This window comes from Roseovarius sp. THAF9 (assembly GCF_009363715.1).
Lineage (GTDB): Bacteria > Pseudomonadota > Alphaproteobacteria > Rhodobacterales > Rhodobacteraceae > Roseovarius.
Genome location: NZ_CP045404.1, coordinates 951,105 through 975,357 on the forward strand (window position 1 = coordinate 951,105; position 24,253 = coordinate 975,357).

General features: G+C 58.7%; 19 protein-coding genes, 1 tRNA gene and 1 pseudogene. 12 read left to right on the forward strand and 9 right to left on the reverse strand.

What is annotated here, in order from left to right; translation table 11 throughout:
* Positions 1–10: 10 nt before the first annotated feature.
* From FIU86_RS04705 to FIU86_RS04715, 3 genes are read right to left on the reverse strand one after another with little or no spacing between them, the layout of a single operon-like run.
* Positions 11–916, reverse strand: a complete 906-nt coding sequence (locus tag FIU86_RS04705; RefSeq protein ID WP_152476931.1) for a PP2C family serine/threonine-protein phosphatase — start codon at positions 914–916, stop codon at positions 11–13.
* Complete coding sequence (locus tag FIU86_RS22780; RefSeq protein WP_254703943.1) at positions 900–2,174, reverse strand: FHA domain-containing protein; 1,275 nt, start codon at positions 2,172–2,174, stop codon at positions 900–902. Before FIU86_RS22780 ends, FIU86_RS04705 begins: the two co-directional genes overlap by 17 nt.
* A 23-nt stretch (positions 2,175–2,197) precedes the next feature.
* Positions 2,198–3,550, reverse strand: coding sequence for a serine/threonine-protein kinase (locus FIU86_RS04715; protein WP_172977433.1), 1,353 nt, complete (start codon positions 3,548–3,550; stop codon positions 2,198–2,200).
* A gap of 568 nt (positions 3,551–4,118) precedes the next feature.
* Between FIU86_RS04715 and FIU86_RS23090 the strand changes: the two are divergent.
* Positions 4,119–4,460: pseudogene (locus FIU86_RS23090) on the forward strand (response regulator); the annotation flags it as partial.
* 452 nt (positions 4,461–4,912) lie between these two features.
* Here the strand turns inward: FIU86_RS23090 and FIU86_RS23095 are convergent.
* Positions 4,913–5,461, reverse strand: a complete 549-nt coding sequence (locus FIU86_RS23095; RefSeq protein WP_368373153.1) for a transposase — start codon at positions 5,459–5,461, stop codon at positions 4,913–4,915.
* Positions 5,462–5,840: 379 nt separating this feature from the next.
* Between FIU86_RS23095 and FIU86_RS04730 the strand changes: the two genes are divergently transcribed.
* Positions 5,841–7,130, forward strand: a complete 1,290-nt coding sequence (locus FIU86_RS04730; protein ID WP_152474013.1) for an integrase arm-type DNA-binding domain-containing protein — start codon at positions 5,841–5,843, stop codon at positions 7,128–7,130.
* Between the two features lie 13 nt (positions 7,131–7,143).
* Here FIU86_RS04730 and FIU86_RS04735 read toward each other — a convergent pair whose 3' ends face one another.
* Entirely contained in the window at positions 7,144–7,632 is a 489-nt protein-coding gene (locus tag FIU86_RS04735) for a hypothetical protein (protein ID WP_152474014.1), read from the reverse strand.
* Positions 7,633–7,954: 322 nt separating this feature from the next.
* Between FIU86_RS04735 and FIU86_RS04740 the strand changes: the two genes are divergently transcribed.
* The 10 genes from FIU86_RS04740 (at position 7,955) to FIU86_RS04785 (ending at position 20,709) form a co-directional block, all read left to right on the forward strand.
* Complete coding sequence (locus FIU86_RS04740; protein ID WP_152474015.1) at positions 7,955–8,425, forward strand: hypothetical protein; 471 nt, start codon at positions 7,955–7,957, stop codon at positions 8,423–8,425.
* On the forward strand, positions 8,422–8,925 hold the full coding sequence (locus FIU86_RS04745) for a hypothetical protein (protein ID WP_152474016.1): 504 nt from the start codon (positions 8,422–8,424) through the stop codon (positions 8,923–8,925). Before FIU86_RS04740 ends, FIU86_RS04745 begins: the two co-directional genes overlap by 4 nt.
* Entirely contained in the window at positions 8,922–9,251 is a 330-nt protein-coding gene (locus tag FIU86_RS04750; RefSeq protein WP_152474017.1) for a hypothetical protein, read from the forward strand. Before FIU86_RS04745 ends, FIU86_RS04750 begins: the two co-directional genes overlap by 4 nt.
* Complete coding sequence (locus FIU86_RS04755) at positions 9,252–9,512, forward strand: hypothetical protein (RefSeq protein ID WP_152474018.1); 261 nt, start codon at positions 9,252–9,254, stop codon at positions 9,510–9,512.
* 96 nt (positions 9,513–9,608) lie between these two features.
* Positions 9,609–9,893, forward strand: coding sequence for a hypothetical protein (locus tag FIU86_RS04760; RefSeq protein ID WP_152474019.1), 285 nt, complete (start codon positions 9,609–9,611; stop codon positions 9,891–9,893).
* Positions 9,894–10,373: 480 nt separating this feature from the next.
* A complete protein-coding gene (locus FIU86_RS04765) occupies positions 10,374–13,916 on the forward strand; it encodes a hypothetical protein (RefSeq protein WP_152474020.1) in 3,543 nt (1,180 codons plus the stop codon).
* 468 nt (positions 13,917–14,384) lie between these two features.
* Positions 14,385–15,785: a hypothetical protein gene (locus FIU86_RS04770; protein WP_152474021.1), complete on the forward strand. Its 1,401-nt coding sequence runs from the start codon at positions 14,385–14,387 to the stop codon at positions 15,783–15,785.
* A gap of 229 nt (positions 15,786–16,014) precedes the next feature.
* A complete protein-coding gene (locus FIU86_RS04775) occupies positions 16,015–16,710 on the forward strand; it encodes a recombinase family protein (protein WP_152474022.1) in 696 nt (231 codons plus the stop codon).
* A 565-nt stretch (positions 16,711–17,275) separates the two neighbouring features.
* Complete coding sequence (locus tag FIU86_RS04780) at positions 17,276–20,449, forward strand: phage tail tape measure C-terminal domain-containing protein (protein ID WP_152474023.1); 3,174 nt, start codon at positions 17,276–17,278, stop codon at positions 20,447–20,449.
* 11 nt (positions 20,450–20,460) lie between these two features.
* Positions 20,461–20,709: a hypothetical protein gene (locus FIU86_RS04785; RefSeq protein ID WP_152474024.1), complete on the forward strand. Its 249-nt coding sequence runs from the start codon at positions 20,461–20,463 to the stop codon at positions 20,707–20,709.
* A 34-nt stretch (positions 20,710–20,743) separates the two neighbouring features.
* Here the strand turns inward: FIU86_RS04785 and FIU86_RS04790 are convergent, their stop codons facing one another.
* The 4 genes from FIU86_RS04790 to FIU86_RS04805 form a co-directional block, all read right to left on the reverse strand.
* Positions 20,744–21,532, reverse strand: a complete 789-nt coding sequence (locus FIU86_RS04790) for a hypothetical protein (RefSeq protein ID WP_152474025.1) — start codon at positions 21,530–21,532, stop codon at positions 20,744–20,746.
* A 236-nt stretch (positions 21,533–21,768) separates the two neighbouring features.
* Positions 21,769–21,843: transfer RNA gene (locus tag FIU86_RS04795), tRNA-Glu, on the reverse strand.
* Positions 21,844–21,945: 102 nt separating this feature from the next.
* Positions 21,946–23,688, reverse strand: a complete 1,743-nt coding sequence (gene recJ, locus FIU86_RS04800) for a single-stranded-DNA-specific exonuclease RecJ (protein WP_152474026.1) — start codon at positions 23,686–23,688, stop codon at positions 21,946–21,948.
* Complete coding sequence (locus tag FIU86_RS04805) at positions 23,685–24,248, reverse strand: isochorismatase family protein (RefSeq protein ID WP_152474027.1); 564 nt, start codon at positions 24,246–24,248, stop codon at positions 23,685–23,687. Before FIU86_RS04805 ends, recJ begins: the two co-directional genes overlap by 4 nt.
* Positions 24,249–24,253: the final 5 nt, after the last annotated feature.

Consider the following 24,253-nt stretch of genomic DNA (forward strand, 5'->3'; position numbering starts at 1 on the left):
CCGATCTGCCCTACCCGGACGCGGTTTTGGATCTCCTGACGCGCGCCAGGATCGTAAGTGTTTCCGTTTTGCCGTTCTTGAGGCGTTCGACGGTTTCATGCACGTCCGCAGGTTCCGCCATTGCGCCTTTCTTCAGCACCTTCACGACGCAGATCGCCAGATTGTCCTGATCGGGATCATCCAGATTCTTGATCTCGTCGGCCAATACGGCGCTGATCTTCTCGGCAGAGTTCTTGTGCTGGAACCTCAGCAAGCCTTCGATTTGTTCTTCCGAAATGAATTGAAGCCCATCACTCGCCGACATCAGGATGTCATCCTCTAACAGCGTGAAAGGTACCTCGGGGCAGTCTATCTGGTTGATGTCCTTGCCAATCAGAACCGAGGTCAGACAGCTTTGGTCAGGGTGCTGCATCGCATCCGCGCGGCTCATGAGCCCGGACTCGACAAGGAAATCCACCTGCGACGACAGCGCATGATTGTCGTTCAGGCGCGTCAGGGTTCCGTTGCGGAAGAGGTACAAAGGAGAGTCCCCGACGGACAGCCAGTACAAACGATCCTCTATGAAGATGGTCGCGAGCAGCGTTGCCCCCATGCCGCGAGCCTCGGGATGGGACCGCGCGTAGAGCCCCACACAGTCGTTGGCGTTCGAAGCCGCGCCTTTGAGCGCGTCGCATACCCGCGCCTCAAGAAGTTCCGGGTCCCCGGATTGCATTTTCAGGCCACTGAAAACCTCGGTAACAACGATCTTGCTGGCAATGTCCCCGGCCTGGTGTCCTCCCATGCCGTCCGCCAGCACGACAAAACCGAATGATTCGCCCGATGGGAAATCCGAGGCGAGCGCATCCTCTTGCCGCTCTCGGCGCCCAAGCTCGGTGACCATTGCGGAATCGTAGGTGAAATCAGCCTCGGTTTGCATAGGCACGGCCCATCTCTGTTTCCTGATCCCAGGAAAAGTCCTGGCAGCACAGAGGAACAAACCGCAGCGAGGTTTCACCGATCATGATGGTGTCGCCCGCGGCCAGTTCCTCGGTGCTCAGGACAGGTCGGTCGTTCCGGCGAACGATGTTCGCCTTGCCCCCATGTCCGATGAAGAAGCCTTTCTGCCGAATGTCGTATGCAATCGAGGCGTGGCCGGCGCGCGAAATGCTGTTGTCGCCAAAGTCGAGGCGCACGGTCTGATCTTCGCCTCGGCCGATCGTGCTGACACCTTGAAACAAGGTGAACGCAGATCCACGCCCGGGTCCGTCGACGACAATCAGCCAGCCGACGGGAAACGACGTGTAGGGCGCCGCACCTGCCTTGTCGTTTTCCAACATCGGATCTGCGTCAGTCTCCATGGCTGTGTTGAAACCGAGCAACCTTGTCTTGACGCGGCCGTGACGGCTGGCGCCGCGTCCGACGGCCGGTTGCGGAACCTCGACAGCCGCGCGCGGCTGGGCGGCGTGTTGCGGGATCGGACCGGCGTCTTCCGTCGGCTCGGGCGGAGCCGAATGGTGCAAGGGGCGCCCGCGCATCGCCACACTCGGGCACGGCGCCGCAGGGCGCATCTCCGCGAGTTCGGGTTCTTCGGTGAATTGCGCTGTGCTGGTCGTGGCTTCGGCAGAATATGATTCCTGCCTCCCCAGGTCGTCATGTGCGCCAATCATGTCGGTCGTGTCCAGGTCCTCTTCCAAAAGCTGGTCGATGTGGTCCGACGTGGCCTGCATGGGGGACGCAGGCTCCATCTCTTCCTCTTGTACATCCGGAGTCAGCTCCGCGTCTGGGATATGGGCGGGCGCGGCCGCTTGACCGGAATGCGCGTCTGCGTCCGTTGCCGCGACCCCGGGCTGATCGAACGTGTCTTCTTCGACGTCCTCATAGTCATCGAAGGCCTCGTCATATTCGTCGAGAAAGAAATTCGACTCATCAGAACTGGCGAAAAACTTTGCGACCTCTTCGCTCATGCCCGGATCCGCGTCGGTCTCGTCCTGCGATTGCGCCGAAGTTTGGATCGCCGCACCAGACTTCAATCCCTTATCCGCGACGTCATTGCGGCACACCGCGACAGCGTCGGGTTCCTCGGATGGTAAATCTGGCTTGTGCGCCTCGCGTGCGGACCCGGTCGCCATCGGCATTGCCGAAATCGATGTCTCCGCCTGGCGTTTCTCGCCAATGATATCGCGAATGAATTTCATGTTTCTTCCTTTCGTATGTCTACTCAAGCCAACCTGCCGTTGCGTCTTTTCGTGAAGCGCCTCAAGACCCGCATAAGGCCATTTCCTGTCTCTTCAGGAACGCTCATCTGTGGTAACGCCGTAGCCACTTTCGGTTCGGAGCGAGGCTTCCTGCGGAGTTTCGGGCTGTCGTTTTCTGCCAGCCAAAGCTGCAAATCCTCGATCGGTTGACCAAAAATATCGACCAGCGGAGAGGGTTCTTCGCTGACCTCTTCCACCGGCTCCGCGCTTTGCTTCGCAAATTTCGGTTTGACCTTTGTATTGGTGTCTTGCACCAACCAAGAGATCGTCGAAGCAAGCTCCCCCTCATCTTGCAGGGCAGCCTGGCAGGGTGGGGAGGCCATGGTGACAGGCCGTGCAGGCGCCGCGATTGGTTTCACACCCGCAGTCAGGTCGATGGAAAGCTCCGCGTCACTTGTCGGGGCGCGTTCAAGACTGTCCAGCCATTCCTTCGCAGACTGAAAACGATCTTTCTGTGCCACGGACAGAGCCTTGTCGATGGCCGACAGGAAGGTCGCGTCGAACGCCCAGTTGCCTGCGGCGAGGGGGCGGTAGGGATCTGGCATGTCCGATGTCAGCGCGGCGACCCGTTTCTGACAGTCGGGCGGCGCGCTGCCGGTGATCAGGTGATAAAACGTGGCGCCGACAGAATAAATGTCGCTTGACGGTCTCTGGTCGCCATCCGTGTAATAGAACTCGTGCGGTGAATAACCGTCCTTGACGGCCATCATATGTGACAGGGCCCGGGTTTTTCGTGCTTTCTCTTCGCTTGCAGCGCCGAAATCAATCATGGTCAACTTGTTGCTCTTGTCGACCAACAGGTTGTCCGGTGATATGTCGCGATGCAGCATACCCGTGCCATGCAGGTATTTCAGCGCGCTGAGCGTTTCTCGAAGAAGGCTCTCGATCAGTTCGTCTGCCATTCGTTCGGGCTCGATCTCGAGCATCGTCAGAAGGTCCATGCCGTCCACGAAATCCATCGCGATGTAGGCCGTATTGTTTTCCTGGAAGACCTGATGAATCTTTACGATATTGGGATGGTCGAACTTGGCCATGCGCAGCGCCTCACGCAAGAAGCTGCGAATGACCTTTTGAAACTGCTGCTGGAACTCGGCCTTGTGCGGCCGAACCTCGCCGTTCACGCGACGGCAGATCGTGCTGGGAAAACACTCCTTCACCACGACCACGCGATCAAGGCTGTCGCGCGCCAGGTACGTCATTCCGAAACCGCCGCCGATCAGGTGCCGCTCTATCTTGTACTGGCCATGAAGCAAGGTTTGACCCGGCGAAAGATCGTCGGCGTCTAAGTGGCTCACTATGGTCGCGTTGCTTTGCACGTCGGAACTTTCCAGGGGTTCTCGGAGACTTCGAAAAAATTCAAACACTCGTACAGACGCGCTCAGGTTGAGCGGCCATTGTGATGAAAACGTGGCGGCAATAGTCCGAAGACTTGGCAATGTGAGAAAAAACGTCTCAAATCCGGGTTGGCCGGTCTTTGAATGCATCAGTCAGTAGCAGAGTGAATCGCGATTGTCGCTGCGAGGTTCGTGATCGCCGAACTCTTTCAATGCCATGCCCACTTGGTTCCCTTCTGCGCGAGCGAAGCGAAGATTTGAAAGAAGCGCCGGTCGCGGCCGAGGATCGGAGCGAACAGGATTTGTAGATCTGCTGCAGCTTTAATTCAAACCTCAGAAGGATTTGTGCCTGCGAAAACCGCAAAAGATGTCGATGACAGATCATGCTTCATCATGCAAAGCGGCGCACCAATACCTTGCGAAAGACACAAAGCTCCCGAAAGTTGACTAAATTTTGTCTACATTCTCGCGTTGATTGTACCGGAGTGTGTGGGCACACCAAACTGCGAATCGGGCCTCGAGAAACCTCGACCCTACGGGAGTGACGAAAATGCATATAATCGCCGTGGACGATGAACCGGCAATCCTGGAATTGCTTCAACTGATCGTCCAGACATTCGGTGACCATACGGTGGAGACCGCGTCTTGCGTTACCGATGCGCTGGAGCTTATTGCGCGACCCGACTGTCCGGAAATCGATTGTTTTTTGATCGACATTCAGATGCCCGATACCGACGGGATTGCGCTCTGCGAGATACTGCGCGATCATCCTCGTCACGCGCAAGCACCTATCGTGATGCTGACCGCGATGGCCGACAAATCCTACATAGACAAGGCGTTTGCGGCAGGCGCGACCGATTACATCACAAAGCCTTTCGACATTGATGATTTGCGTGGACGGATCCAGCTGATAGACGGGATGACCAGGCGAAATCAAACGGAGGTCAGCGTCGAAGAGACCGAAACCGACGCTGATGACTCACTGTCCACAACGCTTGCGCTGCATGAACCGATCTTCGTCAAGGACGTGGAAGGGTGCATCACATACGTGGCCCTGGAAAACTACGTGTCGTTGATGTCGCGAAAAAAGCTCTTCGGATCGTCCATCGTCGGCTTCACCATTCGAGAGATCGCGAAGCTTCACCGTGATCTGTCGCGATACGAGTATGAATGTCTCGTTACCGACGTGGCCGAGGCAATCTCGATAGCCCTGGAACACCATGAAGCCCTGCTATCCTACGCGGGCAACGGCACATATATTTGTGTCGTGCAAGACGGCGCACAACTCAAGCCGGACGCACTTGCCGATCAAGTAAACCTCACGCTTCGCAAAATGGACCTGTACTACAGTGATGGCGCACCAATGAGCGCCGCTGTTTCCGCCGGGGATCTGGTGCGTCTGGTCTGGAAGTCCGGTCGAAGTGCCGTCGAGGCGCTGGCTGTTGCGCACGAGAGCGCGGAGCGCGAAAGCGGCCGCCACGCCAGGAGCCTTGAAGACTTCTGGTACGACAAGCGAAGCGTGTAACCCTTTCGCTCCATTGGACTAGGTTGGCGCTGTGCCTTCAGGAGGGAGTTCAATTCATTTTGATTTGGATTGAGGGTGGACGGCAGCCAAAGGAGATAGTGAGTGCCCCGAACGGAGCGCTCCGGCTCAAAACAGGACAAACGCTTAGCGACCTCGCGAAGTGCCTCTTTCCGCAGCTGCGCGACCTCGCGCTTGAGATCAAACTGGGCGGACGGCTTCTCAGGATTGCGTAGATCCTGCGGGATCCAACGGCTCAGCGTCGAGAAGCCTACGCCAAAATCGGTGGCTACCTGTTTACGCGGCAAGCCGCTGGTCAATGCGACACGCACTACCTCTGTGCGGAATTCGGGGGTTGGGTTCGATGCCATGATGTCTCTTCTTTGTGGCAAATACCAAGTCAAAGGAGCGGAACAATTCCGTAACAGGTCCAGTCCACATCAAATTGGTAATATAAGAATGCGCGACTGAGACAGTCGGGCATTTTACCGACAGATTGTCTGACCGATTCCGCCTCTGCAAATCCATGAGCTCGTAAGTCACGGGATTCACGCGATATTATCGCGCAAGCCGGTGGATAGTCAGTATTGTAGATGTGGGTGGCAGCCCGTAGGGGAAAAACTGCACTCTACATGTGGTATGGATAAAATGTAGCGCATTGAAAATAAACAAAAATCAAATCCTTGATTCCATGATCCTCTATATGTAGGTGGATAATAAAGTGGATAATGGATTTGAGGGAATCGAAGATTGCCAACCGAAAAGCTTAAGCAGGCGGACATAAACGACGCCGTGAAGAACTTCACCAAGAAGCGCAGCCTTTCCGATGGCGGTGGCTTGATCCTTCTGGTCAATTCTCCAACCTCCGCAAGCTGGGTCTACCGGTACAAGCGGCAGAATGTAGAGAAAAGAATGGGCTTGGGCCGCTACCCGGACGTATCCCTGAAAGAGGCCCGGAAAATGGCGCATGTGGCTCGTGGGGAGAAGGCTAAAGGTGAAGACCCCATGGCGGTTCGTGCCGCCGTCAGGCGGCGAGGCGTGACGTTTGAGGAGGCGGCGCGAGAGTATTGGCAAAACCGCTGCCAGTCCCTAGCCAAGCCCTCGAACTGGATCGCCGGGATGGAGAAACACGTTTTCCCGACCATAGGCCGGAAGCCTGTCGTTGACCTGACGCCCGATGACCTGATCGCACTTCTAAGGCCGATCTGGGGGCGCGAGATGACTCGCAAGCTAGCTCAGTGGATCAATCAGGTGATCGTCTACATTTCGGTCGACGACCCTCGTGTCGATGTGACGCTCATGGATCGCGCCAAGAATAGGTTAGGCCCTCAGAAGATCGAACATGAGCACCACCCGGCAGTACCTTGGCGTAAAGTGCCAGCCCTTTACGACGCACTTCCTAACACGCTCGTGGGACTTTCAATGCGGCTCCTGATCATGTCTGCGGTGCGGGTGAACTGCATTACTCAGGCGACTTGGTCTGAATTCGACCTGAGAAATCGCGTTTGGACGATCCCGGCTGAGAGGGTGAAGGGGTGGGGCACTGGATATCGAGTTCCGCTTAGTGACCAGATGATGGACGCAGTGCGGATGGCCAAAAGGTTCAGTTCAGAAACGGATTTCGTGTTCGAGTCAAAGGATTCAGCTTCCCGCCATCTGAGCAACAATTCCCATAGGCTGTGGCTTCACGAGAAGGGTTGGAAGGATGAGAACGGAAGGCTTGCAACGGCGCATGGCTTCCGCTCGTCGTTCCGTGACTGGGCAGCGCACGCAGGCGTTGAATTCATGCTGGCGGAACACTGCGTCCAACATATTAAGGCTAAAGGTAATCAGACGGAGCGTGCGTATTTCCGTTCGGACCTCTTGGAGCAACGACGCGAGGTCATGGAGAAGTGGTCAGATTTCGTTTCCCGGATGGACCCCGAAGACCGTCGTGAGGTCAGGGGGGATGCATGGGAGGCGGCTGTCGTGCGTGAGCACGAACGCGCGGAGCGCGAGGGTGATATGACTCATGACCTGTGGGAGAAGCTTCGAGAGTAGGGGGGGGCTGCAGTTATTCAGTTTCTTGAAGTATGCGCCAAACGTCCAGAGGGATTTCGAACCTCCTGTAGCCGCCATCCATCCTGAAAGCGAGGCGGGTTTTGATGAGTCCTTTCTCGCGCAGGCTGATGATCTCTTTTCTGTCTTCTTGAAGCCTGAAGTGTCTGTCGTTTGTAGACTGGACAGCCCTTAAGATTTTCATTTCTTCCTCGGGTAGTGTTCGCAGTTCCTTCCTGATTTTCGCTATCCTGAATGGGCCAGCTACGAATGGCCACGCCCTTTTTAGTAGGCGCACTACTGCGATTGAGCCTGAAACCAAAGAGGCGACTCCGGTGAAGATCGCGAGGACCTTCAAGGCGGGCAAGACGAACTCGGGAAGTCCTGCGAAGTGCTCGGGCGCGTAGTGTTCTGCAGTCACAACGATGGTACAGGCGAGAAAGATCGTGAAGGCCACCCTGCCAGTAGCTCCGGCCATCTTCATTATCTGGTCGACCCAATTCACGCTTCATCCTCCGTTCCAATGTGAAGCCACGGCTGCGCTCCAAGGTTCTGGGCGAGACTGGCAAAGCAGGCCCTGTAAGTCCAGTTTGTCAGGCAGCACTTCATAACAGCGTCCCGCCATCACGTCGGGGCGCTTTCTTTTCTCTGACGTGACCCGTTTTTAGCGATTCGTTGACATTTGACCCCAGATATGAGAGAAAAAGTCAACCCAGAAAATTTCTGGATTACGAAATCTCCCCAAAAAGGAATGAGAAGTGCTTTACACTACCATTGACTCCTATGCGGAGGCGACCGGCGCAACCGCCCACACCGCATCCCGGCGGATGAAGGACCTCGCCTTTCGCGTCCCGTCGGGATCGAAGGGGCGGCGCAGCTACCCCCTTGCCGCGGCGGTCCAGACTTTCCGCCCCCGCGAAATCGACGCGGGCGCTGTGCCCGCTATCGCCCAGTCCGCGCATCGTCTCTCCGACACGCTTTATGTTGAAAGTGAGATGCTGCCCGCGGCCCGCGCTTTCGCGGAGTGGTTGCCGGACCCCCGGATGCGCAGCCGCCTCCTCCATATCCGCAATGCGTTCAGTATCGCCGTGGGTAACAGCCCGCTGTGTACGCCTTCGGTAGTCCGCGCCTTGGAGCCTCTCAAGAGCCTCTGGGCGCTCAACGCAGATGTGACGCGGTTCATTCTCGCGGGCGCTACCCCGCCTGACGTTGACAAGCTTGCGCCTGCGTTTGCGGTTTCATGCAACGAAGCCCTTCTCGAAAACTATTACGACAGCTTGATGGAGATCGCGGCATGACCGACCACACCAACTTTTTGAACATCGTCGAAGGCTCTGAAGCCGTGCGCGACCGCTGGGCCGCGCTCGTGGAACGCGCTGTCACTGAAGCATCTGAGAAGCATGGTGTGACGCTTGAAGAGACCGATATTTTGAACCTTAGGAGCGCCAGAACCGCCGCGTTGGGTGCCCCGCTGGATGAAGACATTTTCCAGAGCGAACTTCTGAGCTTGCCGGGGCTGTCCGATGCCAACCGCCGGAAGGCCATCTCCGAAGGGGACGAAGACGCCCGCGCCGCCGCCGTGGCGGATGTGAACCGCGGTAAGGATACCGTGCATCCCGACCGTTACGTTGACAACGCCGCCCGCCGTATCGCGCGTGCCCGCTCCTTGGGCGTGGCGACCGCACCTGCTGAGATGGCGGACTCCAGTCTCAGCAAGGAAGCTAAGCTCGAAATTATTCAGGACCTGCCGCCCCTTCAGCGTCTTCAGCAGGCACGCAAGTGGGGGCTGGCTCAGTGACGAAGGTCGAACGCATCATCGCCACGGTCCAGCACTGGCCGCGCGTCGTCGCTGGCGACTATGGACTCGTTTTCCGGCGTCGCACCGACCTGTCCGAGAGACCGGACGGCCCCCCTCTCTATCAGGGTGAAGGTTACATTTTCGCCCCCACGGGCGAGAGCCTGACCATCGAAGAGTACGAGGCCATCTGCGAAGCGCTTTCAGCGCCTGTGGAGGCCCCGGAACCTGCCCCGGCACTGGCAGCGCCCCTCACTACTGAGGATCGACGTAAGAACGACCTCCGGGCGCGTAGCGACGCCGCATCCCGCAAGGCAGGTGGTCGCTGAATGCCCGCAGTTTTCAACGACAGCAGCACCGTGATGTCCGAGGCCGGATGGGGCGGATCGACGTACGACGGCGACGACTTCCGTCACATCAAGGACAAGGAAGAACGCGCGGCTGCGAAGCGCAAGGCGGCGGCGCGTAGCGCCAAGATCAGGCGTTGGCAGGCCGTCCGTTCCGAGACCTTCACCGATGAAGACTACGCCGAAGAAGAAGCCCGCATCCGCGCGGAGATCGAGGAATGGGCACGGAACCGTGCCGCTTAGCAGGTTCTGACAAGGAGAGGTATTATGAATAGTCATGCTCTGGGCACACCCCGAACCTACGGAAAGTACGGTCAGCGCAGGCGCGGGGAGTCCGCGATGGTCACCGAACTGGCCATTGTTCTGCGCAGCGCCGTCGAACGGATTCCTCGCTTCCGCAGCTTGGGTTTCTATGTGCCCTTCAAGTGGGCCGTGGTTCATCTCGACGACGACCCCGACCTTGCTCGCAAGGTCCTGTCAGCAGCGAACTTCGTCCCGGACACAGAAGGCCGTTGGGTTTGGCGTCGCGGTCTCTATCCGCTGTCGAAGGTGACTGACATGAATGTCCTTGGCGATACGCTTGTGAGCGTCGTCGATTTTCATCGGCCCATTTCCGCAGCTTGAGACCCGCTTTTCGGCTTCAAGCTTAAGGCGAGAAACCGTCTGCGTGACAGATTTCAGCTTCAAGCCGGTAAGCTACTGTTTTATAATGATAAAATAGGATTATTCCCTTGACTCACGTGGCAATTTTTTTGTACTGACCGGACCTGTAGAAATCGGCGAAGGGACAAGAATTTGGACGAGATCATTCGGGGGGCGTACCGCCTTATCGAGGTGGTGGAGCAAGAAGAAGGGGCGGCGCTCGAAGGAGCGGGGCCGTTGCTGACGGAACTTGCTTTGCTCGTGGATCAGCGGCGAGGTGACCGCGGCGGAGACGTTGTGCCGCTTAGGTGAGACGTTTGCGCCCGCGTTAGCGGGCCTGACGACACATACGGGGGTGCGGGTCTGTTCTGTCTTCCTGCATCCCGACGCCGAAGAGATCGGCATGATAGACAGTTCTGAAGGAGGTGCGACATGCTAAGTAACTGAGAGAGAGATACAATAATGGTAGATGCTACGGCCAAGAAGGCCCCTGAATTCGTCCCGGCGTGGGGCGACCTCGACGAACAGTTTAACGACCCCGACAATTACGAACTTGAAGAGGTTTTCGACTCTTTGGTCGCACGGCAGGCCGATGAATACGAAGACCTGAAGGAGCCTTGCGAAGAGGCGCAGGAGCTTCTGGACCAGTGGAATCTTGATGATGACCACGACTATATGCCCAACTGGCGGGCGGCAGTTGCCCGGTGTCAGCCGGGGCTGGAGTCAGTTCCTGACAATCGACTGAATGACGCAGAAATTCGCGGTCGCGAGACCGATGGACTCGCCGATTTCCTCGCCCGGAATGCCACTTTCCTTTTGGGCGAACTGTGGGGACAGCGCGACCGCCGGAATACGCAGGACGGCGACTGGCAGGCGCAGACCCGCACTTGGGGGCAGTGGAACGAAGGACAGGAGGGCGACAAGAACCTGCCCGCGTGGGGCTTCTCACGGCACCCTGTGGGCAAGCACAAGGCAGGCTCCGCAATCGTCCTTGGTTCTTCCGTCGAAGGTGCCCGCAAGGCCGCTGCGATGGACACCATGTATGCCATTGGCCTCGACATCGACTCCGGTGCCAAGCTCGACGACGTGATCCAGATCATCGAAGAGAAGAACCTTCTGTGCTTCGTATACAGCTCCTATCGCCACGGCCTGTCCGAAATCGAACTGAAGCGCGATGAAGTTTTGCGCAAGCTTCAGATCAAGGGTGACCCGACGCTTGAACAGGTCCAGACGTTCCTGCGCGAGCACGCGAAGGACAGGTATGAAGAGTCGTTCGTGGACGCCGTGACGATCCGCGAACAGAAGCAGACCGCCAGCGGTATCAAGATCATTCTCGACACACCGCCGCTGGACAAGTTCCGTCTCATTTTCCCGTTGATGGACCCGGTCAAGTTCATGGCCCTGACTGACAAGCTGGGCACGCATCAGGCAGCACTGGACCTCTGGGAAGACAAGGTGACGGGGCTTGCCCGCAACGTCCTTGGTGTCCACTTCGATGTTTCCTGCACTGACCCCAGCCGTCTCTTCTATACCGCGCGGCACCCCAAGGGGGCAGACAACTGGCGTGCCGTGATCGTACAGGGGGACCCGCTGTCATTCGACGATATCACGCCGATGAAGAAGGCGGCGTACACGTCCAACCGGGACGGAAACCCGTTTTCTCAGGCTGGTGGAGAAACCGCAGGGTCTCGCCGGGAATACAAGACTCCGTCAGGCGCTTCTCTGAACGATTGGCACAGCGACGGTGGCAAGAACCGCTTCATGATTGCGGACGTGCTCGAAACCCTCTGCCCCGACAAGGTACGCGTTGCCGGGGGTGAAGCTCAGGGGCACGTTCACACTGAGTGCCCGTTTGAAGGGGAACATAGTTCCGAGGGCGGCACGGCCACCATGGCGATCAACTGCCTCGACGCCGAACCTTCCCCGAGTGGTGAATCGTACTGGACGATCTTCTGTCACCACGACGCCTGTCAGGGACGCCACAAGTTGGAATTTCTGGAAGAGATGCTTCGGCAGGGGTGGTTCGAGGAAGACGCCCTCTATGACCTCGACTCCGGCTTCCTGTTGGAAGCTGAGGACAGCGAAGACGACCCGCTTACGCCTCTCCCTGCTGAACCGGGCGACACCGACAAGACGCCGGAGGAACGCGCGGAAGCCTTCAATACGGAAAGCTCCGAAGAGGATATCCGCAAGTTCGTCAAGAGGTTGTTCCGCGAAGGTGTGGACCTCACGGTTCAGGCCAACGTCACCGCCGTCATCGCGAAGAATACCAATCTCGGAAGGCGCGAGGTCAAGAAGTTCTGGAAGGAACTGGAAGACGCACAGCAGAAGCGTGACCGGGACAAGGATGACTCCCATCTGGAAGGCGTCGCCGTAATCAACGAGTGGGGATTCGATCTCCTTCATGAGTACGGCGACAAGCGTATCCACGAAGCCAACCGTGAGCACCCCAAGGTCTTCCACTATGCCCGCGACCTCTGCGTGATCCGCGAGGATTCCAACGGTCAGTACGGTATCCATATTCTGAACAAGGGTGGGTTCGAGAACCATCTGAACACTGTCGCGCGGTTCGCCCGCGTTGGTGGAGAAGACCGCAAGGCTACGGGGGTGGCGGCACCGGATGACGTGGTCCGTTACCTGTTCAATGATGACTACGGCAAGTACCCGTCCCTGCGCGGTATCATCACCACGCCCAGCTTCACGGCTACGGGCGCACTGCTGACGCAGTCGGGTTACGACTGGGAAACGAAGCTGTTTTTCCAGCCCGACCCTTCCCTGAACATCCCGGACGTGAGCGACGTTCCGACCGAAGTAGAGGTATTCGAGGCCAAGCGGCTTCTGGTGCAGGAAATCCTTGCCGACTTCATGCCGGACGGGATGACCCGTGCAGAGGCCATCAAGGCGGCTCTGTGCTGCGAAGAGGTGGACGGCGAGTTGCGCCCCATCCCCGGCGCAGCCGTCGAACCGACGCCCAGCTTGGCCCATGCCATTGTCATGGCAGTCTTCCCGTTCGTCCGGGACATGATTTCTGGCAACGCGCCCGGTATCGCAATCGACAAGCAGAAGCCGGGGGCGGGTGCGGGCAAGCTGGAAGCCGCCATGAGCACGATCTATAGCGGGCGTGCAACCCCCGCCATGGCACTGCCTACCAACCCCGACGAAATGTCCAAGGTTCTGCTTCCTGCCCTGCGCAGCGGACGCCCGAACGTGTTCTTCGACAACATCAATGCGGCGGTGGACTCGGGCGAACTGGCGTCGGCGATGACGGCCCCGACCTATGAGGCCCGTATCCTTGGGAAGTCTGAAACGGTGGAGGTTGAAGTTCGCTGCCAGTGGGTCATCGCCGGGAACAAGTTGCGTCTTTCCGATGAGCTTATCCGTCGGTTCGTCCTGATCTACCTCGATCCCAAGACGGCCAACCCCGAGAACCGCACCGGCTTCCGTCATGGTGAAATTGAAGAGTGGGTGCGCGGGAGCCGGGGCCGTCTGGTCTGGGCATGCCTCACGCTGGTACAGAACTGGATTGCTGGCGGGCGTCAGCCCGGTAGGTACGACAAGGCCAGCTATTCCCAGTGGGCGCGGACCATGGGCGGCATTCTGGACGCCGCCGGTATCAAGGGCTTCCTTGGGAACGAGAAGGAAATGAAGGCCCGTTCGTCGGTCAGTGACGATCCTGTGCAGCAGCTTGTCCAGCGGTTGGCGGAGTTCGAGGACGGGCGGTTGTTTGTGACCGGAACCGTCGCCAAGCGGCACCCTGAAGGTACCCAGTCGGTCAAGGCCATTCTGGAAGGCTTCCATGAGGACGAAGAAGGTGACGCACAGGCGCTGCGCTTGCCGGGATGGGGATACGACCCCTTTGGTATCTACTCCAACGCTCAGAAGCTGGGCAGCGGGTTCAAGCGCGACGTTGCCGAGGAGCCGCATAAGGTAGGTGACTGGGAAGTGTCGTTTGAAGCGGTCGAAAACTCTTCCGGTCTGAACCTTTGGAAGCTGGTGAAGACGTGATGGTGCGGGGCGGCGTTAGCCGCCCTTTTTCTTTCTCGCGTGTCATTTTGCGGGACTTTGCGGGACTTACAAAAAGTCCCGCACGCCTAAAGCATTGAAATCGTTACGTTTGCGGGACTTGCGGGACTGCGGGACCTTCCCGGTCCTCCGCCCCCGGAAACATTTTATATTTAGCGAGGTGCCCCTGAGGTGGGTTCGCTATAAACCGTACAACCAAAATAATTTAATTTCTGTAAATCTATGAGTATTAGGTCCCGCAGTCCCGCAAGTCCCGCAAATCAAAATAATATTCAAGCAAAACAGATATTTAGGTAAAATCGAGGTTTGCGGGACTTTCGGAAAAGTCCCGCAAAGTCCCGCAAGGTTATTTCCAGACCTGCGACAGAACCACGTCGTCAGTCTTCAACCGCAACTCGCGCATAGGTATGTTCCAACGAGATCGAGCACAAAAAGGAAATCCACACCAGAATGTCCCCTCCCGAACTGAAGCAAGGGCACAAGTATATCTGTCGCCCGATCAAGCACCCTAGCGAACCTAGGTGTACCTTGGTCGTCGAAAATGGCGAGATTAAAGCTCGGTTTGTTAGTTTCGACGGCAAGATATCTTTTGATGATCGTCCAGTGTTTCTTCAAACTGAAGAGCTTTGGATCGCTTCGCTTCACCGAAACTACGCCTCGGATGGCCGTAGGTGGATGGGGGAAAGCACGGTGCATACCACGGACCTCTACTCGAACCTAATGCTGGTTGGACAGGATGCGTGGCGAACCGGTGACGGTGTCAAATCAGCTTGTTTTCGAATGCCGGGTGTGGAGAGCCTTTTCAAAACGAGTGATCGTTACAAGAAGATCATGGACGGCAAGGCTTTCGAAATTGATACCTTCGATATCCACGTTACCCAAACTCCTTGGTTCAATGTCCGGCTCACCTTCGCGGTAACTAGGGACGGATACTATGAGAACGTCTCCGAGGCCGTTCCAGAAATCGAGTTGATATTCAAAGAAGGAGTCGCTCTGTCGGAAATGCTCCGAGCCGTCACGTGTACAGAGAGGTTTTTCTCCTGCTTGAGTGGTCGTCTGCTTTTTGCAGATAGCCTTTCCGTCTCAAGACACTCACAGGAAGAATATCTCGATCTCGTGCAAAGAGGTGAACTCGTCTCTTATCACAGTGTCTACCGATACCATGGAAAAGACCAACCTAAGCCCGAAACGCTTGAACTCTACGCGGCCCCTGTCAATCTAGTTTCGCCGGAGGCACAGCAGTCATTCGACCGTGCGCTATCGTCATGGATACGGAACTACGACAAACTCGAATATCCAGCTTATACGATGATCGAGGCGTTGAAGTCTCGAAGAACAATCTCTCCGAACAGGCTGCTGAACGCGTGGAAGTGGTTCGAAGCGCTGCCCGAAACCTCTTCCAAACGAGTGGTTAAAAGAGAACACTCGAAGACCATAGCAAGCCTAGTTTCGACGGAACTGAAAAATCTGGGGTACGACGTCGATGTCGAACAACGGGCGAAAAGCGCCATTTCAAAGGTGTCTCTGGAGTCGAACCGGGATCGTTTTCTCAGACTTACGACACTGATGCAGAGAGAGTTTAGGCCCTCGTTTGTTGGTCAGAACATGGTCGATTGGCTCTGTAAGGCGTATGAATTCAGAGGAGGCGCTGCTCATGGCGGAAGAGGTATCTCTGAAGCAGACTTCGATCCACTGGAGCTATCGATTGATGCGCTTGAAGCTATGAATACATTGCTGCTTCTCAGCGTGCTCGATCTTGATGCAGAACCCAAAGAGAGAGTTGGACAACACCGGATGGTCGAGACTTTCCATTTTGGGGCCGCTAAACACGACCCAAGCAGCTTCGTCTGATACGTTTGACGCATCTTAGACGCCGTCGAACCCGCGTCGTACAACCTTCGCAAAACTGTACTAATCAGTTTACTTTTGGGTAATAGGTGCTGACCCATTTTCCAGCGACACATAAGCCGCCAAAGCGGCTAAAAACCCATTGTTTCCATGATTTACGGGGGACACGCCATCCTAAAGGTGTTATATCTCTCAGGTATCATAACGGAATCACCTGTAAGAGACTGAAATCATGATTAAAAACGGCGCTATCGCATATCTCAGAACATCCAGCGCAGCCAATGTCGGTGACGATAAGGGGAGTGGAGCACGCCAGCGGGACGCCATTGCCCGGTGCGCCAAAGAGAACGGCTTCCAGATCGTCGCAGAATACTATGACGAAGCGGTGTCCGGCGCAGAACTCATCGAAAACCGCCCCGGCTTCAAGGCCCTGCTGGAACACATTGCAGGCAACGGCGTCCGCACAATCATTATCGAAGACCCGTCGCGCTTTGCTCGAACCATGCACGCCAGCATCTTCGGCGAAGTGCTTCTAAAGGGCCTTAATGTACAGGTTATCTGCGCCAACGGCGAACCGCTCTTCGAAGAAGAAGACGACATGCGTCGTGCCATGTCGCAGATTGGCATGGTCTTTGCCGAACTCGAAAAGCGCAAGTTGGTAAAGCGTTTGAAGGATGGTCGCGACAGGCGCTCAGAGGCCGTAGGACGCCGGGTGGAGGGCGGGTCTCGGCAGTACAGTGAAGACACGCTCACGCGTGCCAAGGCCCTCTACAGAGCCGACAGGAAGGGGAACCGCCGATCCCTACGCCAGATCGCCACAGACCTCGCAAACGAAGGTTTCACCGCATCATCCGGCAAGCCATATCAGGCCAACAGCGTGCGACAGATGCTGGTGAAGGCCGGTGTCTATAAGCCGGATGCGGCGTGACGGCAGAGGCGCGGACAGGACTAAACAGGACATGGAAGGCCTGTGAGGTGGTGCAGGGCTGCGTCAGCAGCCCAAAAACCCTTGTTTCCTTGCATCAATCACTTGCGAATTAGGCTTATTTTTTGTTATAATTCCAACACTTAAAGGGACCCGCAAGGGGGTATGCCACCCCCTGAATCGGCGGCGCAGGTGCTGTCTCGATTCACCTATGCAACTTTTTCATGTCATGTTTTACAACTTTTTGCCCGAACCGGGGACCCAGCCCAAAAACGACCCCCGGCCTTCCCAGATCAGATACCCCGCTTCAAAATTATCCATCCCGACCGAGATGGAACTGCAGGCCTAGACCGCGACACACTCAACTTAAACGTGTGACCCGAAATCGCCGTTTCCTAGGTGCTGGGGCCGCATCGTGGTATCATGTGACCATCTCTCCAGCCGTGGTGGTTCCTCTTCTCCGCCACGCACTTGGCGAGGTCGCAGGCGCTCTTTTGGGCTGCCACCGGAAAGCCGCCCGCGACCTCGCCGCCCCTTTTCCAGCAGCCCAAAAAAGAAAGGCCCGAGAATGGCCGAAACTCATGAACTCCGTTTGAAGATCGACGCGTCCGCCGCAGAGGCGGGTTCGCGCAAGTTCACCGCCGCGGTCGCATCTGTCCGCAAGGCCGTCGAAGGCCTCGAACGTGATACGACCGGCGCTTTCACCCAGTTGAAGAACATCTCGCCTAAGGTCGATGTATCCGGTCTGAAGGCCGCAAGCGCAGAAGCGAACCGGTTGTCGAAGGCCACCACGGGCACCGCTAACGCCTCGGATCGTGCAGCAGAGAGAATCCGCAAGCTTGCCATCCAGAGCGCCAACAGTCTCCGCGTCTCGACGGATCAGGCGAGCAGACTCCGGGAGCGCCTTCTCAGCGTCGGGGATACCGCTGGACTCGCAAAGCTGGAAGCCGGTCTCGACCGTCTCCGCAATCGCCTGACCAACGCAACGTCCGGTCTCGACGTCAGGGAAGCTCGCGCGGGATATGCGGACCTCGCGAGTGAACTTAATCGAACCGCCCGCGCCTCGGAACGTCTTCGTGCTGAAGCAAGCGCAGCCGCCCGCGCCGAAGAGGAAGCAGCCGCCGCGGCTCGTAATCACGCCACCGCCCTCGATAACCTCCGCGCCCGCTATGACTCCACCTTCCGGGTCAGCAAGCAGTACGAAGCCGCCCTTCGTGACATCAACACGCTGGAACAGGCCGGGGCATTGTCGGCTGCGAAGGCGGCGGCGGCGAGACACGAGGCTAGTCAGTCATTGATGGCTGCGTCAGCAGCAACGGACAGCGTCACCCGTGCAAATATCGGCATGGGCCGTCAGTTGGGTCTTCAGATCAACCAGATGGGTCAGGTCGCCGGTATGGCTACCAGCATGGAACAGGCCCTGAAGGGCGTGTCTTATCAGGCCGCAGATATCGGTCTGGTGTTCGGGACCACGGGCATCGCAATCGGTGCCGTCGCAGGTGTTGTCCTGCCCCTGTTGATCGACCGTCTTTATGACGTCATCCCGCCCGCGAAGACCTTCAAGGACGCGCTGGAAGACCTTAACGAGTCAATCGACAAGGTACGTTCGACCGCGTCCCGTACCGACGACCTCGCCGCCCTCCGCTCGGAGTATGGGTTGCTGACGCAGGAGGTCATGCGCCTTATCGAGGTCCAGAGTCAGCTTGCACAGATCGACGCCGCCAGCGACCTCCGCGCCGCCCGTGACGCCCTCTTCTCGGACACCGCCGGAGTTTCTTGGATGGAGTCCCTCGCAGGCTACGCTGCGAACGCTGAAGGCCGGACGCGCCGTCTTCGTGATGAGCTTGATCTTACGAAGAAGGAAGCGGCATCACTGGAAGCGTTGTTTACGCAGTCTCGCGCAACCAACAACGCCGAAAAGCTTGCCGATCTCTATGCTCAGATGCGTCAGGAGATCGTCGCAGCCGCCGGGGGCGTCGAGAACCTGAATGACGCTCAGGCCGAAACTGTAAGGAAGCTGACCGAAGCTGAAGACGCCGCCCGCCGGACCACCGGAGCAATCGGCGCGGCGGTGTCCCAGACGAACGCATGGGCCGGTGCAATGAGCGGCGTTCGGGCTGAAATCAACGCTATCCTCTCAAGCTTGGCCAGCATCGGCGGCGGCGTCATCTCCAACGCCGCGAAGAGTGCGGAACTGACTGCCCTGTCCGCCGGGAAGAGCGTCAAGGAAGCCGCCGTTGCCCGTGTCCGTTTCGAAAAGGAGCGCGAGTTCGCAGCCAAGGAAATGAGCGCGAATTCAACCGGCGGTATCGCAGGATGGGCACAGGGCCAGCTTCTGGAAATGGAAAAGTATCAGTTTGAGCGCGGCCTTGCACTGGATTCTCAGCTTGATGCGGCTAGGGCATCGGCGCGAAAGGCGGCTTCTGCCTCCGCCGGTGGTGGTGGTGGAGGCTCTTCGCGGAAGGCCGCGCTCAGCGAAGAGCAGAAGGCCGTCGAAAAGTTGACCAAGTCCCTCGACCGAAGACTCCAGAGCCTGCAGCAGGAGAACGTTGCGCTCGAGCTGGTCGCGTCAGGTCAGTTCGCCACTGAAGAAGGCGCTCGCGCCATGGCGGAGGCCATGACCTCGGGAACCGGCGTCGTCGATCAGCAGACCGCCGCCATGGTCCGCCAGATCGACGCCGCAAGCGCCCTGAATGAACAGCTTAAGACCCTCGCAGAAGACCCGGTCAAGAAGTGGATGGACTCCGTTCCGAACTGGATCGAGGCCGGACAGCAGATCGAGATGGGCGCAATCAACTCCCTGAGGGATTCCATCTCAGAGATGATCAAGACGGGCAAGTTTGATATCGAAGCGTTGGGCGAGTCGATCCTCGGCGTGATCGCGGACATCGTCGCGGACAAGGCCGTCGCCGAACTGGCGAACCTCCTTGGGCGTGGCGAAGGCAACGGCCTTGGCGGTCTCCTCGGCGGTCTCTTCAACTCTCAGGGCGACGACCCTAGCGCTGGACAGGGCGCAGCCGTCGCCAACGGCGGTATGCAGGCGGGACAGCACATTTCAACCGCCATGATGCAGGCAGGCCAGACCGTGTCCCAGCAGCTTGCACAGGCGATGACTCAGGGCGGTCAGCAGGCAGGCCAGTTCACGCAGCAGGCGCACGCCGTAGGAGGCCAGCAGGCCGCGAACGCGACCCGCCTCGCAGGTGTCCAGCACGGGCAGCAGGTACGGATGGCAACCACCACCAGCGGCGGACAGCACGCGACCCGCGTCAGGACCGCGATTGAGGCAGGTGGCCAGCAGCATGCGTCGATGGTGCGTAGCGCGTCCGCTGGCGGTATCGGCGGCGGTGGTGGCTTTCTCGACAGTCTGGGCGGCGCTGGTGGTCTAATCAGCATGGCAGTAGGCGCGTTCTCCGAAGGTGGTTATTCCAACAGCCCGGTAGGTATGGCAAGCGCCCCGATTGGTGCTTTCAAGCACGCACCTCACTTCAGCGAGGGAACCCCCAACACTTCGGGGATTCCTGCGATTCTTCATGGCAATGAGGCAGTGGTAAACCTCACCAAGGGCAGAAAGATCCCGGTAGAACTCAACGGTGGCGCAGGCGCGAACGGTGCCCAGCCCATCATCCAGAACTTCAACTGGGACGTACGCACGCCCGACGCAGATTCTTTCCGTCGCAGTTCCTCTCAGTTTAACGCCGATATGGCCCGTGCTGGAAGCAAGGCCGTCCGGAAGAACGATTAAGGAGAAAGCAAATGGCAGGATACGTATCACCCCCGCCGCCCCATCCGCTGGGCCAGCGCCGCGCTGAGTTCGAAGAAATCAGGGAGAAGCGAGGTCTGACGCCGTCAGGCTATAGACAGGATGGAACGGACCCGGAGAAGTCGACGAAGGAAGAGTTGGAGCGGGAGATGTACGAACGCGCCAACTCCAAGGTAAGCAGCTTGGCGTCGGCACTGGGCGCTTCGACCGGACCCGGTGACGCGGAAGACACAGCCGAATAAAGCCCCGGCGGCAATCGCGCAGGGTGGGAGCTGATTACCTAGACAAATGTGCGGCGATAGGAGCGACGTCAGCGTCCGGGATCGTGGCCAAACCCATCTCGTTGAACATGTCTGTACCCATTGCCTGCAGTTTCATGGACTTCGGCTTCACATCGGTGGGACCGAAGGCAACTTCGCCACCAAAGTTAATGAGTGCCCTCTGGTAGAGGTCCAAGCACTCGTACAGGATTTGGTACTGCGCCTTATCGAAACGGCCTTGTCCCCTGTAGTCCGTCTCACGCAGGGCGTAGTTATCAGAGACTGCGGCCAACTTCATTATGCAGAGTTGTCGATACGTCATTGCATCTGCCGCCTTGACAATCTGGTGTGCGAGTTGTGCGCTGATCTCCGAATTAAAAGCAATGTTACCAATTAAATAGGCCATAAAAGGTATTTTTCGTTCTTCGGCTTCACGCTGACTGCGTAGAAGAACGTTCTCAGCTACTTCTTCGGCGTCGCTTCGCCCATGGTGACGATTTTCAAAGAACCCATCGGTCCGAAGCCTCTCCCCTCGTTTCGTACGTTGTTCAATGTGCGCGGCGGCTATTGCCAAAGCACCGCCAACCCGAACCTTTTCACGAGGTCCTAGAAGTCTACCGGTTGCTTCGTGACCGATCTTCCGGATTGCCGCAGCGGCAGCAGGGCCGCTTGCTCCGCCTACAGCCGCACCAGCCGGGCCACCCAAAAGAAAACCTATCGCCGCACCGACTGCGCCACCGGCAATGTCGCCTCCGGAGTTGATCATCGCATTAAGCTTGTCGTCGTCGTTCGGTACTTCCGTCATTGCGTCACCAGTTTAAGGAACTGGTTTCGAACATGGCATTCAGGGACGAGGTCTGCAACGGACTGTCGCGGTTACGATCACTCAGTCACACACCTGTTGCGCGGAGGAACGCTTCCCATTGATGCTCTGCGGGAATCGAAGCCCCACAGCGTTTCGCATGGCGGATAATGAGGGGGATAACGAGATTTCAGAAAAGCCGTTTTTGCGAGTATTTTCAGCGGCTTACGGGGTGAATGTGGCAGCCCGTAGGGGAATCGAACCCCTCTTTCCAGGTTGAAAACCTGGCGTCCTAACCGATAGACGAACGGGCCATGCCTTGGCGTGAGCGTGTAATTATGAAAAAGCCGCGACCGGCGCAAGGGGATTCTTGCATAATTTTGCGGGTATCGCGGAGGCTAGGCGGGGCGTGGCGCTCACGTGACGGGAGCGGCGTCTTCGACGCGGAGCTGCACGGTCTGGCGGCCTCCCCAGGTGTTGATGTCGAGGCGTCCGGCGAGGTGGAACCGTGCGCCGCCATGCTGTTCCAAAGCCTGGCCCATCGCGGTGTCGTAAGCGCCAAAGGCGATGGCGTCGAGACTTGGGCCCATGCCATCTCCGAAGCGGATCTTCAGGTGGCTTTCGCCGACACGCTTGGCGAAGGTGATGCCCATGTCTGAAAAGGCATAGCGCGGGCCGGGTGCGCCGGCGCCGAAGGGACCGGCCTGCTCGATCTGGCCAACGAGTTCCGGCGTGGCGGCGCCGGGCATCAGCAGGCCGTCAAGCGCCAGGTCAGCAGGGCCGGAGCTGCCTGCGCCCTGGCGGGCGAGGAGGTCGGAGAGGCGGGTCATCGAGGCCTCGAGCTTGTTCCTTGCCACGGTCAGGCCGGCGGCCATCTTGTGCCCGCCGCCCTTGAGCAAAAGCCCCTCGGCGGCCAGGCGCTGGATGGCGTGGCCGAGATCGACGCCGGAGACCGAGCGGCCCGAGCCCTTGCCTTCGTCTGCGTCAAAGCCGATGACGATGGCGGGGCGGTTTGTGGCTTCCTTGAGGCGCGAAGCGACGATGCCGACGACGCCCGGATGCCAGCCTTCGCCCGCGGCCCAGACAAGCGGAGCGTCGAGACCGCGCGCCTCGGCCTGATCGAGGGCGGCGGCGCGGACGGCGGATTCGACGTCGCGGCGTTCGGTGTTGAGTTCATCCAGTTTCTCGGCAAAAGACACAGCCTCGGCCGGGTCGTTGCAGGCCAGAAGACGCGCCCCCAGATCCGCGCGGCCCACACGGCCGCCGGCATTGACGCGCGGGCCGAGGACAAAGCCGAGGTGATAGGCGGTGGGCGCGGTATCGAGCCGCGACACGTCACCGAGCGCGACGAGACCGGGTCGTTCACGGCGAGCCATGACCGCAAGGCCGGTGCGCACGAAGGCGCGGTTAACGTCGCGCAGAGGGGCAACATCGGCGACGGTGGCGAGGGCCACGAGGTCGAGCATCGCCATGAGGTCGGGGCCTTTTTTGCCGGCTTCGCGCAGTTGTCGTCCAGCCTCGACCAGCATCAGGAACACGACGGCGGCGGCGCAGAGATGCGAGAGGTCGCCGCTTTCGTCCTGCCGGTTGGGGTTCACCACCGCGAGCGCCGGGGGCAGCGTTTCGCCGCCAAGGTGGTGGTCAAGCACGACGACGTCGGCGGCGGTGGCAGCTGCAAGGGCCTCGTGGCTGAGCGTGCCACAATCGACGCAGAGGATCAGATCGTGCGTGGCGGCCAGTTCGGCCATAGCGGGGGCGTTCGGGCCGTAGCCTTCGTCGATGCGGTCGGGGACGTAGAGTGTGGTGTTCAAGCCCATCTGGCGCAGCCAGTCGATCAGGAGGGCCGCCGACGCGCCGCCGTCGACATCGTAGTCGGCGAAGACGGCGATCTTCTCGTGCCGTTCGACCGCCTGAAGGAACCTAGCAGCGGCGGTTTCCATGTCCTTCAGGCTGCGCGGATCGGGCATGAGGTCGCGCAGCTTCGGGTCAAGATAGGCGGCGGCGTCGGAGGTGGCCACACCGAGGCGCGCCAGCGTCTGGCAGAGGGGACGCGGCAGGGTGGTGTCCTGAGCCATCGCCTCGGCCAGGCGGTCAGTATCGAAAGTGGGGCCGATCCAGCGGCGCCCGGTCAGGGAGCGCGCGACTCCGAGGTAGCTCATGAAAGGTCGCGAAGGATCGCGGCGACGGAGCGGGCCCGGCAGAACTCGCCATGCAGATGCGAGACGGCGGTGGCGTGGATCGGTTCGGGGTCCATCGGTGACAGATCGGGGTTCCAGCCGGTGTCGGCGGAGAACGAAAAGGCGGCGCAGGCATCGTGTGCGAGCGTTACGTCATAGCCGATATTGTCGGCCCAGCGAACGTTGGTGGAAACGCAGTGGGGCGTGGTCAGGCCGCATATCACCAGTTCGGTTGCGCCAAGATAGGTCAGGTGCGAGTGAAGCGCGGGGTCGACGAAGGCGGAATTGGTGGATTTTTCGAATATCGGCTCGCCGGTCAGCGGCATCATCTGCGGCTTGAACTCGCAACCGCCCGAGTCGGGATGGATCGGGCTGCCTACGACCTTGCTGAGGTGCAGAACGTGGCAAATGGGGGCGTCGCGTTCGCGCCATGCCGACAGGAGCTGAGACGCGCGATCCTCGGCGTCGGGGTTGTTGCGGGCGCCCCAGAAATCGGCGTCAAAGCCGGTTTGGAAGTCGATAAGGACGAGGGCAGGTAACATTGGTC